This window comes from Rhizobium sp. 2MFCol3.1 (genome assembly GCF_000377565.1).
Taxonomy (GTDB): domain Bacteria; phylum Pseudomonadota; class Alphaproteobacteria; order Rhizobiales; family Rhizobiaceae; genus Rhizobium.
Genome location: NZ_KB898357.1, coordinates 215,964 through 238,653, shown reverse-complemented (window position 1 = coordinate 238,653; position 22,690 = coordinate 215,964). Strand labels below are relative to the sequence as shown.

At 64.9% G+C, this 22,690-nt stretch carries 18 protein-coding genes; 17 read left to right on the top strand and 1 reads right to left on the bottom strand.

What is annotated here, in order from left to right; translation table 11 throughout:
• The first annotated feature begins 7 nt into the window (after window positions 1-7).
• The 17 genes from D460_RS0112465 (at window position 8) to D460_RS0112385 (ending at window position 20,332) form a co-directional block, all read left to right on the top strand.
• A complete protein-coding gene (locus D460_RS0112465; protein WP_018898881.1) occupies window positions 8-646 on the top strand; it encodes a DUF2460 domain-containing protein in 639 nt (212 codons plus the stop codon).
• Window positions 643-1,533 (top strand): DUF2163 domain-containing protein, encoded by an 891-nt coding sequence (locus D460_RS0112460; protein WP_018898880.1) that lies wholly within the window; start codon window positions 643-645, stop codon window positions 1,531-1,533. Before D460_RS0112465 ends, D460_RS0112460 begins: the two co-directional genes overlap by 4 nt.
• Entirely contained in the window at window positions 1,530-1,964 is a 435-nt protein-coding gene (locus D460_RS0112455) for an NlpC/P60 family protein (RefSeq protein ID WP_018898879.1), read from the top strand. Before D460_RS0112460 ends, D460_RS0112455 begins: the two co-directional genes overlap by 4 nt.
• Window positions 1,965-5,810, top strand: coding sequence for a glycoside hydrolase/phage tail family protein (locus D460_RS0112450; RefSeq protein WP_018898878.1), 3,846 nt, complete (start codon window positions 1,965-1,967; stop codon window positions 5,808-5,810).
• Between the two features lie 24 nt (window positions 5,811-5,834).
• Window positions 5,835-6,044, top strand: coding sequence for a hypothetical protein (locus tag D460_RS0112445; protein WP_018898877.1), 210 nt, complete (start codon window positions 5,835-5,837; stop codon window positions 6,042-6,044).
• Between the two features lie 196 nt (window positions 6,045-6,240).
• The gene (locus D460_RS0112440) at window positions 6,241-6,489 is read left to right on the top strand and encodes a hypothetical protein (protein ID WP_018898876.1); all 249 of its coding nucleotides are present in this window, start codon (window positions 6,241-6,243) and stop codon (window positions 6,487-6,489) included.
• A 53-nt stretch (window positions 6,490-6,542) separates the two neighbouring features.
• The gene (locus tag D460_RS0112435; RefSeq protein ID WP_018898875.1) at window positions 6,543-7,214 is read left to right on the top strand and encodes a response regulator transcription factor; all 672 of its coding nucleotides are present in this window, start codon (window positions 6,543-6,545) and stop codon (window positions 7,212-7,214) included.
• A complete protein-coding gene (locus tag D460_RS0112430; RefSeq protein ID WP_018898874.1) occupies window positions 7,204-8,607 on the top strand; it encodes a HAMP domain-containing sensor histidine kinase in 1,404 nt (467 codons plus the stop codon). Before D460_RS0112435 ends, D460_RS0112430 begins: the two co-directional genes overlap by 11 nt.
• A gap of 110 nt (window positions 8,608-8,717) precedes the next feature.
• Entirely contained in the window at window positions 8,718-9,146 is a 429-nt protein-coding gene (locus D460_RS0112425; RefSeq protein WP_026283072.1) for a membrane protein, read from the top strand.
• 112 nt (window positions 9,147-9,258) lie between these two features.
• Window positions 9,259-10,425: a c-type cytochrome biogenesis protein CcmI gene (gene ccmI, locus D460_RS0112420; RefSeq protein ID WP_018898872.1), complete on the top strand. Its 1,167-nt coding sequence runs from the start codon at window positions 9,259-9,261 to the stop codon at window positions 10,423-10,425.
• On the top strand, window positions 10,422-10,874 hold the full coding sequence (gene ccmE / locus D460_RS0112415; protein ID WP_018898871.1) for a cytochrome c maturation protein CcmE: 453 nt from the start codon (window positions 10,422-10,424) through the stop codon (window positions 10,872-10,874). The genes ccmI and ccmE overlap by 4 nt, the downstream gene beginning before the upstream one ends.
• On the top strand, window positions 10,871-12,859 hold the full coding sequence (locus D460_RS0112410; RefSeq protein ID WP_018898870.1) for a heme lyase CcmF/NrfE family subunit: 1,989 nt from the start codon (window positions 10,871-10,873) through the stop codon (window positions 12,857-12,859). Before ccmE ends, D460_RS0112410 begins: the two co-directional genes overlap by 4 nt.
• A complete protein-coding gene (locus D460_RS0112405) occupies window positions 12,856-13,311 on the top strand; it encodes a cytochrome c-type biogenesis protein (protein WP_018898869.1) in 456 nt (151 codons plus the stop codon). Before D460_RS0112410 ends, D460_RS0112405 begins: the two co-directional genes overlap by 4 nt.
• 148 nt (window positions 13,312-13,459) lie before the next feature.
• Window positions 13,460-15,025, top strand: a complete 1,566-nt coding sequence (locus D460_RS0112400; RefSeq protein ID WP_018898868.1) for a Do family serine endopeptidase — start codon at window positions 13,460-13,462, stop codon at window positions 15,023-15,025.
• Window positions 15,026-15,174: 149 nt separating this feature from the next.
• Window positions 15,175-15,852, top strand: a complete 678-nt coding sequence (locus D460_RS0112395; protein WP_156144896.1) for a response regulator transcription factor — start codon at window positions 15,175-15,177, stop codon at window positions 15,850-15,852.
• Window positions 15,849-17,252, top strand: a complete 1,404-nt coding sequence (locus D460_RS0112390) for an ATP-binding protein (protein WP_018898866.1) — start codon at window positions 15,849-15,851, stop codon at window positions 17,250-17,252. The genes D460_RS0112395 and D460_RS0112390 overlap by 4 nt, the downstream gene beginning before the upstream one ends.
• Before the next feature lie 122 nt (window positions 17,253-17,374).
• Window positions 17,375-20,332 carry a bifunctional [glutamine synthetase] adenylyltransferase/[glutamine synthetase]-adenylyl-L-tyrosine phosphorylase gene (locus tag D460_RS0112385; RefSeq protein WP_018898865.1) on the top strand — a complete coding sequence of 986 codons (2,958 nt, stop codon included), beginning with the start codon at window positions 17,375-17,377 and terminating at the stop codon, window positions 20,330-20,332.
• Here the strand turns inward: D460_RS0112385 and D460_RS0112380 are convergent.
• The gene (locus D460_RS0112380) at window positions 20,329-22,650 is read right to left on the bottom strand and encodes a PAS domain-containing sensor histidine kinase (RefSeq protein ID WP_018898864.1); all 2,322 of its coding nucleotides are present in this window, start codon (window positions 22,648-22,650) and stop codon (window positions 20,329-20,331) included. The two genes, D460_RS0112385 and D460_RS0112380, sit on opposite strands and share 4 nt — an antisense overlap.
• Window positions 22,651-22,690 lie beyond the last annotated feature (40 nt).

The following is a 22,690-nucleotide window of genomic DNA, read 5'->3' as shown; positions in this document are numbered from 1 at the left end:
GGTGATGATGTCAGGTTTCCACGAGGTGCGCTTTCCGCTGCGCCTGTCGCTGTCGACGAGCGGCGGGCCGGTCCGGCGCACTGATATCGTCAATCTCTCCAACGGCCGCGAAAGCCGCAACAGCCGCTGGCGCGATGCGCGCCGCAGCTATGATGCGGGCTCCGGCCTGCGCTCGGTGGCGGATCTCTACGAGGTGCTGGAGTTCTTCGAGGCCCGTGGCGGCGAGCTTTATGGCTTCCGCTTCCGCGATCCCATCGACTGGACATCCACACGCCCGGGTGCAGAGATCGGACCGGGCGATCAGCCGATCGGGACTGGCGATGGCGTGACCGTCGCGTTCCCGCTCACCAAGACCTATGGCGATGCCGGGGCCAGCAGCACGCGTCGGATCGCCAAGCCGGTCGAAGGCTCGGTCGTCGTCGCGGTGGATGGCGTGCCGCAGCCGTCGTCCGCGTTCGTGTGTGACCCCACGACCGGCATCGTCACCTTCGCGGCCGATGCCGTTCCGCCGGAGGGGGCGTCGGTGACGGCGGGGTTCCTGTTCGACGTGCCGGTGCGCTTTGCGACCGGGCGCATCGACGTCAACCTCTCGGCCTTCAATGCAGGGCGCATTCCCACCATTCCGCTGATGGAGATCATGCCATGAGGCATATTCCGGACGCGCTCGCCGCGCATCTTGCAAGCGACGCCACGACGCTCTGCCACGCCTGGCGGGTGACGCGCCGCGATGGCGTCGTGCTCGGCTTTACCGAACACGATCACGATCTGACATTCGCGGGCACCACCTTCCTGGCGGCGAGCGGCTTTTCCGCCAGTGCGGCGGAAGAGGAGGCGGGCTTGCCGGCCGCCACCAGCGATGTTGCCGGCGGCTTTTCCAGCGCGGCGATCACCGAGGAGGATCTGACGCGCGGCCGCTATGACGGCGCCCGCGTCGAGGTGCATCTCGTCAACTGGGCGGACCCCGAGCAGAATATGCTTCTGAAGGTGCAGGAGATCGGCGACGTCACGCGCGATGCCGGCCAGTTTCAGGCGGAACTCCGCAGCTTCGCCAGCCGCCTCGGCGAGCCGCAGGGCCGCGTCTATGGCCGGCGCTGCGACGCGACGCTTGGCGATCAAAGATGCGGCGTCGATCTCTCGGCGCCCGCGATGCGCGCCGAGGGCGTGGTGGCCTCGGTGCCGGATGCCAGCCGGATTTTGCTTTCGGGTGTCCGCGCCGTGGCAGACGGCTTCTTCCGTTTCGGCGTGCTGAGCTTTCTCGATGGCGACAATCAGGGCCAGCGGCTGGAGATCGAGACGCATGCGGTGAAGGACGGTCTGCTGGAGGTGGCGCTCTGGCTGCCGCTTGAGGCCACCCCAAGTGTGGGCGACCGCGTAGTGCTGACTGCGGGCTGCGACAAGGCTTTCTCCACCTGTCGAACGAAATTCGCCAACCGCCTGAATTTCCGCGGTTTCCCGCACATCCCCGGCACCGATTTCGCCTACACCTACGCCGATGGCGAGACCCATCATGACGGGAGCGCGCTGTTCAAATGACAGACATTTCAACGCAAGTGCTGCGGCTGGCCGAAGGCTGGATCGGCACGCCCTACAGGCATCAGGCCTCGCTGAAGGGCGTCGGCTGCGATTGTCTCGGGCTGATCCGGGGCATCTGGCGCGAGCTTTACGGACAGGAACCGGAGCGCCCGCCACCCTATGCGCCGGATTGGGCCGAGCGCGGCGGCGGGGATCGACTGATGGAGGCGGCATTCCGGCATTTCGGCCCGCCGCTGCCGCTTGTCGAGGCCCGGCCGGGCGACGTGCTCCTGTTTCGCTGGCGCCCGCAACTCGCCGCCAAGCATGCCGGTATCCTGTCGGGCGAGCGGCAGTTCATCCATGCCTACGAGCAGGCGGCGGTTGTCACATCGCCGCTGGTGCCGAGTTGGCGCCGGCGCATTTCGGGCGTCTTTCGTTTTCCGGAGAGATAGATGGCAACACTCCTCTTCCAGGCCGCCGGCGCGGCACTCGGCGGCGTCTTCGGACCTGTCGGCGCGATCATCGGCCGCGCCGCGGGCGCGCTTGCCGGAAGCGTCGTCGACCATGCGCTGATCAACGGCCGTTCCACCGTGCGCGGCGCGCATCTGTCGAGCGCCCGCATTCCCGGCGCCGACGAGGGCACGGCGATCAACCGCGTCTATGGCAGCGTGCGTGTCGGCGGCACGCTGATCTGGGCGACGCGCTTCGAGGAGGAGGTGACCAGCGAGCGGCAGGGCGGCAAGGCCACCGGCGGCACCCGCGTCGAGAGCTTCCGCTACTTCGCCAATCTCGCGGTCGGGCTGGCGGAAGGGCCGATCGGGCATGTCAGGCGCGTCTGGGCCGATGGCAAGGAACTGGATCTCACCAGGATCGAGATGCGCGTCTATCGCGGCGACGACGCGCAGCTGCCCGATCCGCTGATCGAGGCCAAGCAGGGGGCGGGCAACGCGCCTGCCTATCGTGGCCTTGCTTACGCCGTCTTCGAGCGGCTGCCGCTCGATGCCTATGGAAACCGCATTCCGCTGCTGCAGTTCGAGGTCGTCAGATCGGTCGGTGAGCTCGAGAGTGAGATCAAGGCCGTCTGCATCATCCCCGGCGCCACCGAGCATGGCTATCAGCTCGCGCAGGTCTCGGAGAGCATCGGCGCCGGCAGCGCCCGCATTCTCAACCGTAACAGCCTGCGCGGCACGAGCGATTGGGATATCTCGATCGACGAGCTCATGGCGCTCTGCCCCAATCTCGAGCGCGTGGCGCTTGTGGTCTCGTGGTTCGGCACCGATCTGCGCGCCGGCCAATGCCGCGTGGTGCCCGGTGTCGAGGTGGCGAGCCGCGCGGAGGAAAGTACGCCGTGGTCTGTCTCCGGCATCACGCGCGGCGCTGCCCACCTCGTCAGCCGCAACAATGGCGGCCCGGCCTATGGCGGCACGCCCGATGATGCCAGCGTGCTGTCGGCGATCGCCGATCTCAGGAGCCGAGGCCTTAAGGTCTATCTCTATCCCTTTGTGATGATGGACATTCCCGCCGACAACGCGCTTGCCGATCCCTATGGCGGCGCGCGGCAGGCGTCCTATCCCTGGCGCGGCCGCATTACCTGCGATCCGGCGCCGGGTCGGCCAGGCAGTGCTGACCGGACGGCGGCCGCGCGCGGGCAGGTTCAGACCTTTGCCGGCAATGCGCAGGCGGGCGATTTCACGATCGCGGGCGGCCATGTGGCCTATCTCGGCGGGGAGGAGAGCTACCGGCGCTTCATCCTGCATCATGCGCAACTGGCGCGTTTTGCAGGCGGGGTCGATGGCTTCCTGATCGGCTCCGAACTGCGCGGACTGACGCACCTGCGCGATGGCGGCGATGCCTTTCCTTTCGTCGAGGCGCTGGTGCGGCTGGCGGGCGATGTCAAAGCCCTGCTGCCGGCTGCCAAGATCACCTATGGCGCCGATTGGAGCGAGTATTTCGGCTATCACCCGGCTGATGGCAGCGGCGACGTCTATTTCCATCTCGACCCGCTCTGGGCCTCGCCCGATATCGATGCCGTCGGGATCGACAACTACATGCCGCTCGCCGACTGGCGCGACGACGATCTGGCCAGCGCCAATCCCGATGGCTTCCGCCTTGCCGATGATCGAAATGCGCTGACGGCGGCGATCAGCGCGGGCGAGGGCTTCGACTGGTACTACGCGGATGGCGATGCCCGCAAAGCCCGGCAGCGCAGCCCGATCACCGATGGTCTCGCCGGCAAGCCCTGGGTCTTCCGCTACAAGGATATCGCCGCCTGGTGGGCCAATCCGCATTACGAGCGCATTGGCGGCGCCGAGCGCGCGGCGCCCACGGCATGGGTGCCGTCGGGCAAGCCAATCTGGTTCACCGAGCTTGGCTGCGGCGCCGTCGACAAGGGCGCCAACCAGCCCAATGTCTTCGCCGACCCGAAGTCGGTGGAGAGCGGGGCGCCGTATTTCTCCACCGGCATGCGCTCGGACAGCATGCAGCGCCGCTTTCTCGAGGCCCACCATCTGTGGTGGGAAGGCGGTGACGCGCCCCAAGGCATGGTCGATCCCTCGCATCTCTTCGTCTGGTGCTGGGACGCGCGGCCGTTTCCGGCTTTTCCGCTGGCAACGGATGTCTGGTCCGATGGCGGCAATTGGCGCACCGGCCACTGGCTGAACGGAAGGCTCGGCGCCGGCACCCTGGCCGATATCGTGGCGGCGGTGCTGCGCGACCATGGCTTTTCGGATTTCGACGTCACCGAAGTGAGCGGCGACCTGATCGGTTACGTCAAGGGCGAGCTCGGTTCGGCCCGCGACCTGATCGAGCCGCTGCTGCAGGCGTTCCAGATCGATGCCTTCGAGGATGCCGGCCTCCTGCGGTTCCGCTCGCGCACACGCGCCAGCCTGCCGGCGATGCGGATCGAGACGTTCGTTGACAGCGAGAACGAACCGCTTTGGCAGGAGACACGCGGCCACGACAGCGATTTCGCCGCCGAGGCGGTGATGACCTTCTACAATCCCGATCTCGACTACGAGCAGGCAAGCGCCCGCTCGCACCGCGCTGGGCAGGCGACGAGCCGGCTGATCAAGCAGGATCTTCCCGCAGTGCTTGCCGAGGAGACGGCGCTTGATGCGGCCGAGGCGCTGTTGCGCGACAATCGCATCGCCCGCCGCTCGCTGCGTTTCTCGCTGGCGCCGGGGCGGCTGGATGTGCAGCCGGGTGATGTCGTCTCGCTCAATGATGGTCCCGATGGCCGCTTCCTGGTCTCGCGCATCGAGGATGGCGATGCACGCCGCATCGAGGCGCGAGCCTTCGCACCGTCCTCGGGCGGCGCTCCGCCTGCGGTGACCGACGGCCGCAATGGCGGCGGCACCGCGTCGAACCTGTTCAGGCCGCTGGTCCATCTCATGGATTTGCCACGCTTCGACGGCGAGGCGGCGACGAGCTTCGCGCGCGGTGCCGTCTTCGCCAAGCCCTGGCGCACCGTCGGTCTGTCGTCATCGGCGACGACGGAGGGCTATCGGGGCAGGGCGGTGCTCGACCGTCCGGCAACGATGGGAACGCTTGTGTCGGCACTTGCATCGGGTGTTACCGGCCGCTTCGATTGGTCCCAGGCGCTGATCGTCGATCTCGCTTACGGCGAACTGTCCTCGGCGGCCGAGATAGCGGTGCTGAACGGCGCCAATCGGCTGGCTGTGCGCTCGGTGGGTGGCGTCTGGGAGATCCTATCTTTCCTGCAGGCCGAGGAAATCGCGGCCGGGCGATGGCGGCTCGGCGGCTTGCTGCGCGGGCTTGCGGGCACCGAGGACGCGATGGTCTCGGGCATTATCGAGGGCGCTGCCTTTGTGCTGCTCGACGAGGCGGTCAAGCCGCTCGGCCTGCGTAGCGACGAGGCCGGCCTGTCGCTCAACTGGATCGCCGAGGCGGCCGGTTCGCTTGCGATGGCGGGGCCGTTCGTGTTCGCGGGCGGTCTGCGCGCCGAAACGCCGCTCGCCCCGGTTCACCTGCGCTGCCGGCGCACGGATGCCGGCGATGCCGTGATCTCCTGGACAAGGCGCGGACGCGACAATGCCGACAGCTGGACCGGCGCCGATATTCCGCTCGACGAGCCTTTCGAACGCTACCGGGTCGAGGTGCTTGATGGCGCCGACGTCGTGGTCCGGGCGGTCGAGGTCGCGACGCCGGAATGGACCTATCCGCTCGCCGAAGAGGTGCTCGATTTCGGCGGGCGGCAGGCGAGCCTTGCGGTGACGATCCGCCAGCTCGGCGAGCGCGTGCCGCTGGGATTGCCCGCGCGGGCGATCTTTCAGATGTGACATTTCAACCGAAGGAGAAGGACGATGCCTGATTTGAAAAACTGGTACAGCTCGAAGACCATCTGGGGCGCGGTCGTTGCGATCCTCGCTTCGGCTTTGCACTTTACGGGTGTGGACATCGCATCCGGCGACCGCTCTCAGATCGTCGATGCGATCGTCAATATCGCCGGAGCGCTGGGCGGGTTGCTCGCGGTCTATGGCCGGGTGACGGCGAAGTCGGCGATCAAGCCTTGAGTCCAGGGGCGATAGCGGCACGGCGGCGCGAATGCCGCCGCCAACCGTGCCTTTCCGGCCACAGCAGCGGCGTCGGGTGCCTTGCGGCATGCTCCTAGACACCCCCAAGCACCCGACATTACCTTGCATTCATTTGCCATTCAGGTCTCCTGAGTACATAGTCAGGTCAAGTTGGTATCCATCGAAAGCATAGCACATGGCCTCTCCTCTGAGCGTCGCAGCGTTGGCCGTTTGGCTGGCGGTACCGTCGCCCTCACCGGATAATACGCACAACCTTTTGGTGCGCGTAGCAGGCGATTGCAGTGAAGCCGCCCAGCAGGTTGTCGAGAAGACCGGGGGGCAGCTGCTCTCCGTTCAGCCCTCCGGCGACAGCTGCATCATCACTGTGCTCGTCCAGGGCAACGGCCAGCGACCGCGTAAAGTAACCGTCAAGGTTCCGATGTAGGCAGAATCGCCCTATTTAGACATCGAAGACATAAAGCGGAGTAGAGCGGACCGATGCGCATCCTGGTAGTCGAAGACGACGTCAATCTGAATCGTCAGCTGAGCGAAACCCTGAAAGAGGCCGGCTACGTCGTCGATCAGGCGTTCGACGGCGAGGAGGGACACTTCCTCGGCGACACCGAACCCTATGACGCGATCATCCTCGATATAGGCCTGCCCGAACTCGACGGCGTCAGCGTTCTGGAAAAGTGGCGCGGCGCCGGTCGCGGCATGCCGGTGCTGATCCTGACCGCCCGCGATCGCTGGAGCGACAAGGTCGCCGGCATCGATGCGGGCGCCGACGATTACGTGACCAAGCCCTTCCACGTCGAAGAAGTGCTCGCCCGCATCCGCGCGCTCATCCGCCGCGCCGCCGGTCATTCTTCGTCGGAGATCGTCTGCGGCCCCGTTCGCCTCGACACCAAGACCTCGAAGGCCGTGGTCAACGGCGTGGCGCTGAAGCTGACCTCGCACGAATACCGTCTCTTGGCCTACCTCATGCATCACATGGGCGAGGTGGTGTCGCGCACCGAGCTGGTCGAGCACATGTACGACCAGGATTTCGACCGCGACAGCAACACGATCGAAGTCTTCGTCGGTCGCCTGCGCAAGAAGATGGGCGTCGATCTGATCGAAACGGTGCGCGGTCTCGGCTACCGCATCCAAGCGCCGACCAATGCGAATTAAGTCTCTTACCGCACGCGTCCTGCTTCTGACCACGATCTGGTCGACCGTGGCGCTTGTCGTAATCGGCCTGTTGATCTCGACGCTCTATCGCAAGAGCGCCGAGCGCGGCTTTCAGGATCTCCTGCGCGCGCAGCTCTATAACGTCATCAACTCGGTGGCGATCGGCGATCAGGGCGCGCTGTCGGGCAGCCCGCAGCTCGGCGACCTGCGCTTCGCCCAGCCGAAGACCGGCTGGTACTGGATGGTCGAGCCGCTTGGGACCTACACGGCCCCGCCGCTGGTCTCGCCCTCGCTCGGCGCCACGACCATCCCCGTTCCCTCCGTGCTGGAAGCGCCGTTCGACAAGAACTACGAGCGCTATTATCAGGTCACCGACACCTCGCAGAACCGTATCCAGGTCGCCGAAACCGAAGTGGTGCTCGACACCGATGGCCGCGCCGCGCGCTTTCGCGTCACCGGCAATGTCGATGTCGTCGAGGACGACGTCCGCAACTTCTCCCACAGCCTCTATCTCGCGCTCGCCGGCTTCGGTGTCGGCAGCTTGATCGTCAACGCGCTCGCTATTCTCTATGGCCTGAAGCCGCTCGACAAGGCGCGCGCCGCACTGGAGCGTATCCGCGCCGGCGAGAGCGAGCAGCTGAAGGGCGAGTTCCCGCGCGAGATCCTGCCGCTTGCCAACGAGGTCAACGCGCTGATCGACAGCAACCGCCGCATCGTCGAGCGCGCCCGCATGCAGGTCGGCAATCTCGCCCATTCGCTGAAGACGCCGATCGCCGTGCTGCTCAACGAGGCCCGCGTCTTGGAGCGCTCGCATGGTGAGCTGGTCAAGAGCCAGGCGGAATCGATGCAGGGGCAGGTGCAATCCTATCTCAACCGCGCCCGCATTGCCGCCCAGCGCGAATCCGTGCTCGCCCGTACCGACGCCGAGCCGGCGCTGGAACGGCTGGTGCGCGTCATGCGCCGCCTGAACGTCGACAAGGAGTTCGACCTCCTCGTCAACCCGCCGCATCTGGCCGTGGCGCTGGAGCAGCAGGACCTGGAGGAAGTGGTCGGCAACCTGCTTGAAAACGCCTCGCGCTTCGCCGTCCACAAGGTCAGGCTTTCGGTCGCCGAAGCCCCCGATGACGTCAAGGGCGGGGAGGGCAGCGCCCGCCGCCATTGGGTCGAGGTGATTGTCGAGGATGATGGCCCCGGTCTTGAGCCCGATCAGATCCGCGAGGCGCTGAAGCGCGGCCGCCGTCTCGACGAGAGCAAGCCCGGCACCGGCCTTGGTCTTTCGATCGTGACCGAGATCGCCAACGAGTATCAGGGCCGGCTGGAACTGTCGCGCGGCGAGTGGGGCGGGCTGAAGGCGCGCCTTATTCTTCCCGGTGTCACAAAGGATGTTGCGTGATCGGCGGCTTGATGCCAGAAAGACATTTGCATAGCATGCTTTACCTCGGCCTAAGGCGGGGTGCGGCTTGCACCTGTGGCGCGTTTGACACCTGGTTCGGGTTCGACTGAATGATACCTAGCTCAAAAGGCATAATTGGTCTTTCTCTTGTGGCATGCATGGCTCTGACCGGCTGCCAGACGACGAAGAGCGGCGCCTCATCCGGCCTTTTCGGCGGCCGCAAGCCATCGGCCTCCGCCACCATCATCGAAGCCCTGCAGGGCGGCATCGTCGGCCGCACCGGCGTGACCTTGAGCGACAGCGACCGGCAGCGGGCTCTCGAAGCCGAGTACCGCGCGCTGGAAGGGGCCGCTGTCGGCCAGCCGGTCGTCTGGAGCGGCCGCAATGTGAGCGGCAAGGTCGTGGCCGCGGCTCCCTATCAGGTCGGCTCGCAGAATTGCCGCCAGTACACCCACACGCTCACCGTCGACGGCAAGGACACGCTGGCGCGCGGATCGGCCTGCCGCAATGGTGACGGCAGCTGGTCGCCTCTCGGCTGAGCCAAAGTCCTGACGTTGCCTCCATTTGGTAACGTGCGGCAAATTACTTCAAATCATCGTCATCGTGGCTTTGCATATTGGAATGATCGCGCGCTTCGAGTAATTGGCGGTCATGACTTTCTGGATTCTCCTGGCCGTGATGACGGCATCCGTTGCCGCTCTTCTGCTTTATCCGCTTTTGCGGGGCTCGAAGGCGACCGGCGATAGCCGTGCCGGCGAAACCGCCGTCTACCGCGACCAGCTTGCAGAACTCGACCGCGACCGTGCCGGTGGTTTGATCTCCGCCGAGGAAGCCGAGTATGCCCGCGCCGAAATCGGCCGACGTCTGCTTGCCGTATCGAGCGCCGAGGCGTCGGCCGCTCCCAAGGCTGGACGCGGATACCGTCGCGCCGCCGAAGTCTTCGTCCTCATGCTGCTGCCGCTCACGGGGCTCTGTCTTTACATCATAATGGGCAGACCCGATCTGCCCTCGCAGCCTCTCGAGGCGCGCCTGGAGAATCCCGGCAACGACATGGCGATCCTTGTCGCCAAGGCCGAGCGGCATCTCGCCGAGAACCCGGATGACGGCAAGGGCTGGGATATCCTGGCGCCGATTTACTTCAACACCATGCGCATCGCCGATGCCGAAACCGCCTACCGCAACGCCATCCGGCTGCTCGGCGAAACGGCGGCCCGGCTCGATGGGCTGGCCGAAACGCTGATTGCCGCCTCGAGCGGCGTGATCACCGACGATGCACGCGACGTGCTGACCCGATCGCTGAAGCTGGAGCCGGAAAACCCGCGCGCCCGCTTCTACATCGCGCTTGGTCTCGAACAGGCAGGCAAGGCCGACGAGGCCCGCGCCGGCTTCGAGGCCATTGCCAAGCAGTCTCCGCCCGATGCGCCATGGATGCCGCTGGTGAGCGAGCATATCGCAAAGAACGGCGGCACGCCGGCTGCGGGCAACGCGCCAACGGCAGCCGCACCGCTCGGCGGGCCGACGCAGGCTGATGTCGCGGCGGCCGATCAGATGAACAGCGGCGATCGTCAGCAGATGATCCGCGGCATGGTCGACAGTCTCGACGCGAAGCTGACAGAGAACCCCGACAATCTCGACGGATGGCTGCGGCTGGTCCGCTCCTATATGGTATTGAACGACAAGGACCGCGCGGCGGCGGCGCTGAAGCGCGGGCTGACGGCTTTCCCCGCTGATGGCGAGAAGGGCAAGCAGCTTGTGGCACTCGCCCATGAACTCGGTCTTCCCGCGGACGCAGCGGCGACACAAGGAACGATGCAATGACGCGCAAGCAGAAACGCCTTGCGGTAATCGGCGGCGGAATGAGCTTCATTGTCGCGGCCGTTCTGCTGGTGATGTTCGCCTTCAGCAATTCGGTCGCCTATTTCTACATGCCGGCTGATCTCGCCAGCAATCCGGTCCCTCCAGGAACCCGTATCCGCCTCGGTGGTCTGGTCGGCGAGGGCAGCGTGGTCAGGGGCGCAGGCTCGACGGTGCGTTTTGCCGTGACCGATGCCTCGGGCGATCTGGTCCACGTCCGCTTCACCGGCATCCTTCCCGATCTCTTCCGCGAGGGGCAGGGCGTGGTGACCGAGGGCACATTCGAAAGCGGCAGCGACGTCTTCACCGCCGATACCGTGCTTGCCAAGCATGACGAGAAATACATGCCCAAGGATGTCGCCGACAGGCTGAAGCAGCAGGGGCTCTGGAAAGACGAACAGGCGGCGAAATGATCATCGAAATCGGCCACTACGCTCTCATTCTGGCGCTCGCCACCGCGATCATCGTGTCGCTGGTGCCGCTGATCGGCGCCCGGCGCGTGGATCAGGCGATGATGGATGTCGGGCCGATCGGCTCTGTCGTCCTTTTCGCGCTGGTCGCCTTCTCCTTCGGCGTCTTGACCTATGCGCATGTCGTGTCCGACTTCTCGGTGAAGAACGTCTGGGAAAACTCGCATTCGCTGATGCCGCTGATCTACAAATACTCCGGCGTCTGGGGCAATCACGAGGGATCGATGATGCTCTGGCTGTTGATCCTGGCTCTTTTCAGCGCGCTGGTCGCCATCTTCGGCCGCAATCTTCCCGAGACGCTGAAGGCCAATGTGCTTTCGGTGCAGGCCTGGATCTCGGTGGCCTTCCTGCTCTTCATCCTGCTTACCTCCAACCCCTTCGCGCGCCTCGATCCGGCGCCGGCGGAGGGCAAGGATCTGAACCCGATCCTGCAGGATATCGGCCTCGCCATCCATCCGCCGCTGCTCTATCTCGGCTATGTCGGCTTCTCCGTCTGCTTCTCCTTTGCTGTCGCCGCCCTGATCGAAGGCCGCATCGACGCCGCCTGGGCGCGCTGGGTCCGTCCCTGGGCGCTGGCCGCATGGACCTTCCTCACGCTCGGCATCGCCATGGGCTCCTACTGGGCCTATTACGAACTCGGCTGGGGCGGCTGGTGGTTCTGGGATCCGGTCGAAAACGCCTCCTTCATGCCCTGGCTTGCCGGTACGGCGCTGCTGCACTCGGCTCTCGTCATGGAAAAGCGCGAGGCGCTGAAAATCTGGACGGTGCTGCTCGCCATCCTGACGTTCTCGCTGTCGCTGATGGGTACCTTCCTGGTGCGCTCGGGCGTGCTGACCTCGGTTCATGCCTTCGCCAGCGACCCATCGCGCGGCGTCTTCATCCTCTGCATCCTGCTGCTCTTCATCGGCGGTGCGCTGTCGCTCTTTGCCTTCCGGGCGCCGCGACTGACGGCCGGCGGCCTGTTCGCGCCGATCTCGCGGGAAGGCGCGCTCGTCGTCAACAACCTGATCCTCACGGTTGCCTGCGGAACGGTGCTGACGGGTACGCTCTACCCGCTGGTTCTGGAAACGCTGACCAACGACAAGATATCGGTCGGCCCGCCCTTCTTCAACATGACCTTCGGCCTGTTGATGGCGCCGCTGCTCGTCATCGTGCCCTTCGGCCCGCTGCTGGCCTGGAAACGCGGTGACCTGCTGGGCGCGCTGCAGCGGCTCTATGCGGTTGCGGCACTCGCCTTCGTCGCCGCCGTCCTATTCTTCTATCTCCAGCATGGCGGCCCGGTCATGTCGGTTTTGGGTCTCGCGGCCGGTCTCTTCCTGGTCCTCGGCGCCATCGCCGATCTCTGGTATCGCGCCGGCGTCGGCAAGCAGCCTCTTGGCATCGCCTGGCGCCGCCTCAAGGGCTTGCCACGTTCCGCCTTCGGCACGGCGCTCGCCCATGCGGGCCTCGGCATTTCCGTGCTGGGCATCGTTGCCGTTTCCACCTTCCAGACCGAGCACGTACTGCAGATGAAGCAGGGCGAGGTGACCGATGCCGGCGGCTACACGCTGCGCTTCGACGGCATGAAGAAGGCGACCGGTCCGAACTACACCGAGGATCGCGGTCATTTCACCATCGCCAGAGGTGGGGTCGAGGTGGCTGACGTCTGGTCTGCCAAGCGCATCTACACCGCCGGCCAGATGCCGACGACGGAAGCCGGTATCCTGACCTTCGGTGCGAGCCAGCTCTACGTCTCGCTCGGTGATCCCACAGATGACGGCGGTATCGTCGTGCGTATCTGGTGGAAGCCCTATATTCTCTGCATCTGGGGCGGCGCCCTCGTCATGGCGCTTGGCGGCTTCGTCTCGCTCAGCGACCGGCGCCTGCGCGTCGGCGCGCCACGCCGCAAGGCAAAGGCGCTGCAGCCTGTCATGGAGCCGGCCGAATGATGCGTCGCCTCCTTCTGGCTCTCCTCCTGATCACGTCCGCCGTGCCGGCCTTCGCCGTCAACCCGGACGAGATGCTGAAAGATCCCGCTCTCGAAAGCCGAGCGCGGGCTATCTCGGCGGAATTGCGCTGCATGGTCTGCCAGAACCAGTCGATCGACGATTCCAACGCCGAACTGGCCAAGGATCTGCGTCTGCTGGTGCGAAAGCGCATTACCGATGGCGACAGCGACCAGCAGGTGATGAGCTACATCGTCTCCCGCTACGGCGAGTTCGTGCTGCTGAAGCCGCGCTTCGAGACAAAGACGCTGCTCTTGTGGGGCGCTCCGATCCTGCTCGCGGTGCTGGGCGGCCTGTCGCTCGTCGTTTTCGCCCGCCGCTATGCCGGCCAGCCGACCGGATCGGCGCTGACGAGCGACGAGCAGGCGCGTTTGAGCGAGCTGCTGAAGAAGTAAATACGCGCTCCAGGCGGAAGAATTCGGACATTACGAATTTTTCATGCCTCGGACAGTTCGCAGTAAGGTGTGCCGTCCTATATCTTTATCCATCGACCGATCCGGTAACCGCCGGTCCCGTGGATTTAAATATAAGAAGGTGCGTCTTATGCTGAAGACTATCAAAGCTCCGTCACTGTCGACCGTGCTCAAGGCCTCGACCGTTGCCGGTCTTGCCACCGCCGTCCTGGCGACTGGCGTCCCCCTCGAAATTACGCGTTCCTACGCCGAAGCGGTCAAGGTCGAGGCACCGTCCGTGCCGAGCTTCGCCAATGTCGTCGACGCCGTTTCGCCTGCCGTCGTTTCCGTTCGCGTCGAAAGCCGCGTCAAGCCGGTCTCCGATGAGGATGGCAACAATGGCTTCTCCTTCGATTTCAACGGCCGTGGTTTCGATGATCTCCCCGATGCCCTGAAGCCCTTCTTCCGCCAGTTCGGCGAACAGCAGGGTCGTCGTGGCCCTCCCGGCGCGCATCCTCCCGGCCTTGGCCAGCATGAGGGTCGTCTGCGTCCCGTCGCCCAGGGCTCCGGCTTCTTCATCTCCGAAGACGGCTATATCGTCACCAACAATCACGTCGTTTCCGATGGCGCGGCCTTCGTCGCTGTCATGAAGGACGGCACCGAGCTCGACGCCAAGCTGATCGGCAAGGACCCGCGCACCGACCTCGCAGTGCTGAAGGTCGACGGCAAGGGCAAGAAGTTCACCTACGTCAACTGGGCCGACGACAACAACGTCCGCGTCGGCGACTGGGTCGTTGCCGTTGGTAACCCGTTCGGCCTCGGCGGCACGGTGACGGCAGGTATCGTTTCGGCCCGTGGCCGCGATATCGGCTCCGGCCCCTATGACGATTATCTCCAGGTCGACGCAGCCGTGAACCGCGGCAACTCCGGTGGCCCGACCTTCAACCTCAGCGGCCAGGTGGTCGGCATCAATACCGCCATCTTCTCGCCGTCGGGCGGCAGCGTCGGCATCGCCTTCGCGATCCCGGCATCGACCGCCAAGGACGTCGTCGCCGACCTGATGAAGGACGGCCAGGTCTCGCGCGGCTATCTCGGCGTGCAGATCCAGCCGGTCACCAAGGACATCGCCGACTCGCTTGGCCTCTCTGAAGCCAGCGGCGCGCTCGTCGTCAACGCTCAGGCTGGAACGCCAGGTGAAAAGGCCGGCATGAAGGCTGGCGACGTCGTCACCGCCGTCAACGGCGAGACCGTCAAGGACGCCCGTGATCTGAGCCGCCGCATCGGCGCGATGACACCGGGCAAGAAGGTCGAACTCTCCGTCTGGCGCTCCGGCAAGTCCATGCCTGTCACGGTTGAGCTCGGCACACTGCCGGCAGAACAGCAGCAGGCTTCGACCGATGATGGCGATCAGGCACCGGAAGCACAGACCCCGGCATCCGAAAAGGCTCTCGCCGATCTCGGCCTGACGGTCGGTCCTGCCGATGACGGCAAGGGCCTGCAGATCACCGGCATCGACCCGAACTCCGATGCTGCCGACAAGGGCATCAAGGAAGGCGAGAAGATCACCTCGGTCAACAACCAGGAAGTCTCCTCAGCCGATGATGTGGTCAAGGTGCTGAACCAGGCGAAGAAGGATGGCCGCACCCGCGCGCTGTTCCAGATCCAGTCTAAGGAAGGCAGCCGCTTCGTGGCCCTTCCGGTCGAAAACCAGGGCTAAGCGCCCCGGTTCTCCGGATCGAATTCGAAGGGTCGCGCGCTCGCGCGGCTCTTCCTGTCAACCCATCGCAGGTGACGACAATGACCTTCCAGCAAGACGATCACGCTTTGAGCCTTGCCGAAACACAGCCGGCGGGTAATGTCGGCCGCATGAAGATTCTCATCATCGAAGACGATCTGGAAGCGGCGGCCTATCTCACGAAAGCCTTTCGTGAGGCGGGTATTGTCGCCGACCATGCAAGCGACGGCGAAAGCGGCCTCTTCATGGGGACCGAAAATACCTACGACGTGCTTGTGATCGACCGCATGCTGCCGCGTCGCGATGGTCTTTCCGTCATCGCCGAGCTGCGCCGCAAGGGCATCCACACCCCCGTTCTCATTCTCTCCGCACTTGGCCAGGTCGACGACCGCGTGACCGGCCTGCGCGCCGGCGGCGACGACTATCTCCCCAAGCCCTATGCCTTCAGCGAGCTTCTGGCGCGCGTCGAGGTGCTCGGCCGCCGCAAGGGCACGCCCGATCAGGACGTCGTCTACCGCGTCGGCGATCTGGAGCTCGATCGTCTGGCCCACGAAGTCCGCCGTGGCGGCAAGGAAATCCCGCTGCAGCCACGCGAGTTCCGTCTGCTGGAATATCTGATGAAGAATGCCGGTCAGGTGGTCACCCGCACCATGCTGCTCGAAAACGTCTGGGATTATCACTTCGATCCGCAGACAAACGTCATCGACGTGCATGTGTCGCGGCTGCGCTCCAAGATCGAGAAGGATTTCAGCCTGCCGCTCTTGAAGACCATTCGCGGCGCCGGCTACATGATCAAGGATGACGGATGAACCGCTTCTGGGTTCTCTTCAAGTCCACGGCAGTCCGCCTTTCGGCCCTCTACATCCTGCTCTTCGCCATCTGCGCCGCAACGCTCGTCTTCTATGTGACGGCGATGTCGGAACGGCTGCTCACCAGCCAGATCCGCGAGGCCGTGCAGCAGGAGGTCGACCAGGTTCAGCGCGCCTATGACAATGGCGGCATGAATCTATTGTTGCGCACCATGGAGCGCCGGGCCCGCCAGCCGGGCGCCAATCTCTACATTATCGCAGGCCCCTCGGGCGATATCCTTGCCGGCAACGTCGCGTCCGTCCAGCCGGGCGTGCTCGACGAGCAGGGCTGGACCAGCCTGCCGTTTCGCTATCAGCGCTATTCAGAGGGCGGGCAGAGCAAGCCGCACATGGCCGTCGCCAACATCAACGTGCTCGACAATGGCCTGCGCATCCTGATCGGCCGCGACCTTGGCGAGCCGGAAGCGTTCCGCGTGCTCGTCAGGCAGGCGCTGATGGTCGCACTCGCGATCATGGGTCTCGGCGCCGTCATCATCTGGTTCGGCATTGGCCGCAACGCGCTGAAGCGCATCGACCGCATGTCGGCGGCGAGCAAGAAGATCATGGCCGGCGATCTCTCGCAGCGTCTGCCGGTCGGCGGTTCCGGCGACGAGTTCGACCGCCTCTCCGTGTCGCTGAACACCATGCTCGGCCGTATCGAGAAGCTGAACGAGGGGCTGCGCCAGGTCTCCGACAACATCGCCCACGACCTGAAGACGCCGCTGACACGCCTGCGCAACAAGGCTGCGGACGCGATCGATACGCCGGATGCCGATACGCGCCGCGTGGCGCTGGAGGGGATCATTTCGGAATCCGACCAGCTGATCCGCACCTTCAACGCGCTGTTGATGATCTCCCGCGTCGAGGCGGGTTCGGTCGCCGCCGAGATGACGACGATCGATCTCTCCGCCATCGTCGCCGACAGCGCCGAACTCTACGAGCCGGTGGCCGACGAGGCGGGCCTTGCCATGACCACCGATATCGAGCCCGGCATCGAGGTGCAGGGCAACCGCGAACTGATCGGCCAGGCGATCTTCAACCTGATCGACAATGCCGTGAAGTATTCGGCGGGTGCGGAGGCGGGCGGCGAAGTCTCTTTGCGGCTGACGCGCCGTCCCGATGCCATCTGCCTGCAGGTCGCCGATCATGGTCCCGGCATCCCTGCCGACAAGCGCGAAGATGTGCTGAAACGCTTCGTGCGGCTGGACGAGAGCCGTTCGAAGCCCGGCACCGGGCTGGGCCTCTCGCTTGTCGAAGCGGTGATGGAATTGCACAGCGGCAAGCTGGAGCTCAGCGATACCGATCCGGATGCGGCAACCAATCGCGGTCTCGCCGTCACCCTCGTCTTTCCCTTGAAGTAGGCGTTTCCCCGCTACCCCGAATTGTCTGTTGGCCATTTGCGTCTCAGACCCTAACTTAGCCTCAGGCGGCAAGCGGCTTTGATTCTGCTTCGACTTTTGCTGCCTGTTGCCAGGGAGGGCGCATGCTGACGAATTCGACGCACAGCCTGAGCGAGGTGGTCGACGGCCTGTTGAAGCCGTTGAGCAAGACCGAATTGAAGCTCGTGCTTGATGATCTGCAGAAGATCGGCGCCGACGAACCCGTGGTGGCCGATATACTGAAGACCGAAGGCGCGCTTCGCGATTTCATCTCCGCTGCGCTGACGCTCTCGCCCTATCTGCGCGATATCGCCAACATCGATCCCGGCATCCTCACCATCGCCATCAGCGAGCCGCTCGAGCCGCGCCTGGAGGCGCTGATCGCGGAAGCGCGTGAGGCCTGGATGCCGCGCGACGGGGCATCACCGAGCGAGAGTGAGATCATGGGCCGCCTGCGCACGGTCAAGCGCCGTGTGGCGTTTCTGTTAGCGCTCGCCGATCTCGCCCGGATCTTCGATGGCCGCACCACCACGGCATGGCTGAGCCGGCTTGCCGAGGCTACCGTCTCGGCCGCGATCGATCATCTGCTGCTCTCCTCGCACGAAGCCCGCAAGCTGCAGCTGAAGAACGTCGCGCGGCCAAGCGAAGGGTCGGGTCTCGTCGTGCTCGGCATGGGCAAGCTCGGCGCCTGCGAGCTCAACTATTCCTCCGACATCGATCTGGTCGTCTTCTTCGACGAGCAGGCGGGCATCCTGTCGGATCCCGACGACGCAATCGATATCTTCCCGCGCCTGATGCGGCGGCTCGTGCGCATCATGCAGGAGCGCACCGGCGACGGCTATGTCTTCCGCACCGATCTTAGACTGCGCCCGGACCCCGGCGCCACGCCGCTTGCCGTGTCGATCGACGCCGCCATGGTCTATTACGAGGGCAGGGGGCAGAACTGGGAGCGCGCGGCCTTCATCAAGGCGCGTCCAGTTGCAGGCGATATCGCCGCCGGCGACCGTTTCCTGCGCGATCTCACCCCTTTCGTCTTCCGCAAGTATCTCGACTATGCGGCGATCTCCGACATCCACTCCATCAAGCGGCAGATCCATGCCCACAAGGGGCACGGCGCGATCGCGGTGAAGGGGCATAACGTCAAGCTCGGCCGTGGCGGCATCCGCGAGATCGAATTCTTTGCCCAGACGCAGCAACTGATCGCCGGCGGACGCATGCCGGCGCTGCGCTCGCGCGCCACCGAGGAAACGCTCAACGAGCTCACCAAGGCCAAGTGGATCGACGAGGAGACCTGCGAGGAGCTGACGGACGCTTACTGGTTCCTGCGCGACGTGGAGCACCGCATCCAGATGGTGCGCGACGAGCAGACCCACCTGCTGCCGGAGACCGAAGGCGAGTTGAAGCGCATCGCATACATGATGGGCTTCAGCGACACACCGAGCTTTTCCGAGCGTCTTGTCGAGGTGTTCAGGACTGTTGAGCGTCGCTACGCCCGGCTGTTCGAGCAGGAGACCAAGCTCTCGACAGAGACGGGCAACCTCGTCTTCACCGGCCAGAACGACGATCCCGATACGCTGGTCACCCTGCGCAAACTCGGCTTCGAACGCCCCTCCGACATTTCGCGCGTCATCCGCACCTGGCACTATGGGCGCTACAAGGCAACGCAATCCGTCGAGGCGCGCGAACGGCTGACCGAGCTGACGCCGGAGCTGTTGCGGGTGTTCGGCGAAAGCAAGCGTGCCGACGAGGCGATCCTCAGGTTCGACAGTTTCCTCTCGGGCCTGCCCGCAGGTATCCAGCTATTTTCGCTGCTCGGCAGCAATCCGGCGCTGCTCTCGCTGATCGTCTATATCATGTCGGCCGCGCCAAAGCTCGCCGAGGTCATCGCCGCCAGGCCACACGTCTTCGACGGCATGCTCGATCCGGGCCTGATGGCCGAGCTTCCGACGCGCGATTATCTGGCGGGACGTCTCAAGGGCTCGCTGCAGCAGGCGCGCTATTATGAAGAGGTGCTGGACCGGCTGCGCATCTTCGCCGCCGAACAGCGCTTTCTGATCGGCATTCGCCTGCTGACCGGCTCTATCAATGGCGCGATGGCCGGACGCGCGTTTACGCACCTGGCCGATCTGATCGTCGAGGCGGCGTTGAATGCCGTGCTCTCGGAGATCGAGGCGGCGCACGGCAAGTTCCCCGGCGGCCGCGTCGCCGTCGCCGGAATGGGCAAGCTCGGAAGCTTCGAGCTGACCGCGGGCTCCGACATCGATCTCATCCTGCTCTACGATTACGACGATGCGGCCGAGGAATCCGACGGTGCCAAGCCGCTGGACGCCGTTCGATACTTCACCCGCATCACCCAGCGGCTGATCGCCGCCTTGTCGGCGCCGACGGCCGAGGGCGTGCTCTACGAGGTCGACATGCGCCTGCGCCCTTCGGGCAACAAAGGGCCGGTCGCCACCCGCGTCAGCTCGTTCGCGAAATACCAGCGCGAGGAAGCCTGGACTTGGGAGCATATGGCGCTCAGCCGCGCGCGGCTGATCTGCGGCGATGCCAGCCTGATCGGTGACGTCGAGCGCGTGATCGAGGAGGTGCTGTCGACGCGGCGCGATGTGCGCAAGGTGGCCAAGGATGTGGCCGAGATGCGCGCGCTGATCGAACAGGAGAAGCCGCCGGCCAACATGTGGGACCTGAAGCTTATCCCCGGCGGTGTCGTCGATATCGAGTTCATCGCGCAATATCTGGCGCTGATCGCCCCCGCGAAGGATGTCGTCGTCAAGGTCAATGGCATCAGCACCGGCGAAGCGCTGAAGCAGCTAGGCGCGCCGCTGATGGCATCGGCCGATGTCGATAGCTGCAGCGAGGCGTTCGGGCTCTACACCGAGCTGTCGCAGCTTATCCGGCTCTGCATCGATGGTCCCTTCGATCCCAAGGATGCACCGGCGGGTCTCATCGATCTAGTCTGCCGGGCCGGCGATTGCCCCGACATCAAGACGCTCGAGGGAGAGATGAAGCAGCTGTCGAAGACGGTGCGGAAGGTCTTTCAGGCGGTGGTCAAGGCCGGCTAAGCAGCGCTATCCGGGATCAGCAGCGAAATCACCGTGCCGATCGCCTCGCGTGAGCGGATCTTCATGCGGCCGCCGTGCAGGGTCGTCAGCGAGCGCGAGATGGCGAGGCCGAGGCCGGAGCCGCCCTTGCTCTTGGCATACTGGTTCTGGACCTGTTCGAAGGGCTGGCCGATCTTGCTGAGCGCGGTTGTCGGAATGCCGATGCCGGTGTCGGCGATGGTGAGCATCACGCCGCCCGAGGTGCGACGGGTGCGCACCGCGATCCGGCCGCCTTCGTCGGTAAACTTCACGGCGTTGGACAGCAGGTTGAGCAGGATCTGTTTCATCGCCCGGCGATCGGCGTTGAGCGTCATGCCATCGCAGATGCGCTGCTGGATCTCGATGCGCTTTTCGCTGGCCGGGATCGCGGTGAAGCGCAGGCTTTCCTCGATCAGCGGCGCGAGGTCGATCGTCTCGCATTGAAGCTTCATGTGGCCGGCTTCGATCTTCGACATGTCGAGAATGTCGTTGATGACGTTGAGCAGGTGACGGCCGCTGTGATGGATGTCGCGGGCATATTCGTCGTACTTGGCCGAGCCGAGCGGACCGAACATCTCGTCCTGCAGGATCTCGGAGAAGCCGAGGATGGCGTTGAGCGGCGTACGCAGTTCGTGAGACATGTTGGCCAGGAATTCCGACTTCGCCTTGTTGGCGGCTTCGGCGCGTTCCTTTTCCGAGAGATAATTGGCGTTCGCCAGCGATAGCGCCGATTTTTGCCGTTCCAGCGTCTGCCGGGAGGAGGAGAGGTCGCCGATCGTCGCCATCAGGCGGCGTTCTGAATCGCGCAGGCGCTCCTGGTTGCGTTTCAGCAGCGTAATGTCTGTGCCGACGGAAACCATGCCGCCGTCGCGGGTGCGCCGCTCGTTGATCTGCAGCCAGCGCTCGTCGGCGAGCTGCACTTCGCTGGTGCGCGAATAGCCATTGCCATGGGCGTCGGCGATCCGGCGCTCGATGACGGGGCGGGCGGCGGCGGCGTTGACCGCGGCGCGCTCGGTGCCCGGCACCAGCACGCTGTCGGGAAGGCCGTAGGCCTGCTGGAAGTGCGTGTTGCACATCACGAGACGGTCGTTCTTGTCCCACAGCACGAAGGCTTCCGACGTGCTCTCGATCGCGTCCGCCAACCGCTGGTCGGCTTCGGCGTAGCGTTGCGCAAGGCGGTGCTGCTCGGTCACGTCCATGGCGATGCCGATCATGTGGACCTGGCCGGCATTGGTGCGGATGACCTGTGCGCGGGCGCGCATCCAGACGTAATGGCCGGCGGCGTGGCGCATGCGGAAGATCTGGTCGATCTGCTCGGCGTCGCCGCGCGCAACCGAGCGGGCGATCTCGTAGATGCCGCTGTCGTCGGGGTGCATCAGTCGGGCGGCGTCGCCGAAGCACATGTTGCCGTCTCCACCAGGAAGACCGAGCATCTGGTACATCGAGCGCGACCAGAAGAATTCGCGGCGGTCGAAATCGAAATCCCAAAGGCCGCAGCGGCCGCGCGAAAGGGCCGTCTCGACCCGCTGGTTCGATTCAACAAAGATCTCGTCGGCATGGCGGGCGCGGCGCACCTGCATGTAATAGGCGTAGAGGATCACCAGCAGGATAGAGGAGATGCCTGCAAACAGCGTGACGTTGAGCGTCAGCTCCTCGCGCCACAGCTGGCTGATCCGATCGAGTGAGGTTGCCGCAACCACATAGCCACCGCTGTCGCCGATGAGGGTGATCTGCGCGTAGTGCGGCCGGCCGGCGATGGTGGTCTCAATCACGCCCGCCCGGTCGCCGAAGCGGCGGATCGCGGACACCTCGGAGAAGAAATCGCCGATACCGGCGCCGACATAGGCCGCACCGGCGGCGGACGCTGCGAAGACCTTGCCGCTCGACTGCACGAGGAGAACGAAGGCGTTGTCGTCGAGCCGATCCTGCGGCAGGAAGCGGGCGAGGCGGGCCTGGCCTTCGGTGGCGTTACCGCTGTCGAAGATCGCGGCGGAATCGGCGAAGGCGGCTGCTGCGGTGGCGGCGGCCAGCGCCGTTGAGTGGCGGGCGGCGGCCTGCATGCGGTCGTGCTCGGAGAGCATTCCGAAGAAATGCGAGGCTGCGACGACGGTCAAAAATGCAACGATAAGGATAGGAATGGCGCGCTTCAACACGGCCTCGGCATGCGTGTAATTTCGGGAAGATGATGGTCGCGAGGCTGCGGTAGCCTTGCCGGTGAAGCTTTCACGCCAGGCGCGGAAGCTCTCGAAATCGACACGCAGCCGTCCTTCGGCCACGGTTGCCCGCCGCACGTTCATCATTTTCTGAGCCTTGTCCCTCGTGATTCGCTGCGCCGCTCGC

Excerpts from the sequence above, each read along its gene's own strand:
- D460_RS0112410 (WP_018898870.1), top strand. The coding sequence starts at position 10,871 with ATGATCATCGAAATCGGCCACTACGCTCTCATTCTGGCGCTCGCCACC.
- D460_RS0112465 (WP_018898881.1), top strand. The coding sequence starts at position 8 with ATGTCAGGTTTCCACGAGGTGCGCTTTCCGCTGCGCCTGTCGCTGTCG.
- ccmE (WP_018898871.1), top strand. The coding sequence starts at position 10,422 with ATGACGCGCAAGCAGAAACGCCTTGCGGTAATCGGCGGCGGAATGAGC.
- D460_RS0112405 (WP_018898869.1), top strand. The coding sequence starts at position 12,856 with ATGATGCGTCGCCTCCTTCTGGCTCTCCTCCTGATCACGTCCGCCGTG.
- D460_RS0112450 (WP_018898878.1), top strand. The coding sequence starts at position 1,965 with ATGGCAACACTCCTCTTCCAGGCCGCCGGCGCGGCACTCGGCGGCGTC.
- D460_RS0112380 (WP_018898864.1), bottom strand. The coding sequence starts at position 22,650 with ATGATGAACGTGCGGCGGGCAACCGTGGCCGAAGGACGGCTGCGTGTC.
- D460_RS0112390 (WP_018898866.1), top strand. The coding sequence starts at position 15,849 with ATGAACCGCTTCTGGGTTCTCTTCAAGTCCACGGCAGTCCGCCTTTCG.
- D460_RS0112445 (WP_018898877.1), top strand. The coding sequence starts at position 5,835 with ATGCCTGATTTGAAAAACTGGTACAGCTCGAAGACCATCTGGGGCGCG.
- D460_RS0112385 (WP_018898865.1), top strand. The coding sequence starts at position 17,375 with ATGCTGACGAATTCGACGCACAGCCTGAGCGAGGTGGTCGACGGCCTG.
- D460_RS0112400 (WP_018898868.1), top strand. The coding sequence starts at position 13,460 with ATGCTGAAGACTATCAAAGCTCCGTCACTGTCGACCGTGCTCAAGGCC.
- D460_RS0112395 (WP_156144896.1), top strand. The coding sequence starts at position 15,175 with ATGAAGATTCTCATCATCGAAGACGATCTGGAAGCGGCGGCCTATCTC.
- D460_RS0112460 (WP_018898880.1), top strand. The coding sequence starts at position 643 with ATGAGGCATATTCCGGACGCGCTCGCCGCGCATCTTGCAAGCGACGCC.
- D460_RS0112430 (WP_018898874.1), top strand. The coding sequence starts at position 7,204 with ATGCGAATTAAGTCTCTTACCGCACGCGTCCTGCTTCTGACCACGATC.
- D460_RS0112425 (WP_026283072.1), top strand. The coding sequence starts at position 8,718 with ATGATACCTAGCTCAAAAGGCATAATTGGTCTTTCTCTTGTGGCATGC.
- ccmI (WP_018898872.1), top strand. The coding sequence starts at position 9,259 with ATGACTTTCTGGATTCTCCTGGCCGTGATGACGGCATCCGTTGCCGCT.
- D460_RS0112435 (WP_018898875.1), top strand. The coding sequence starts at position 6,543 with ATGCGCATCCTGGTAGTCGAAGACGACGTCAATCTGAATCGTCAGCTG.
- D460_RS0112455 (WP_018898879.1), top strand. The coding sequence starts at position 1,530 with ATGACAGACATTTCAACGCAAGTGCTGCGGCTGGCCGAAGGCTGGATC.
- D460_RS0112440 (WP_018898876.1), top strand. The coding sequence starts at position 6,241 with ATGGCCTCTCCTCTGAGCGTCGCAGCGTTGGCCGTTTGGCTGGCGGTA.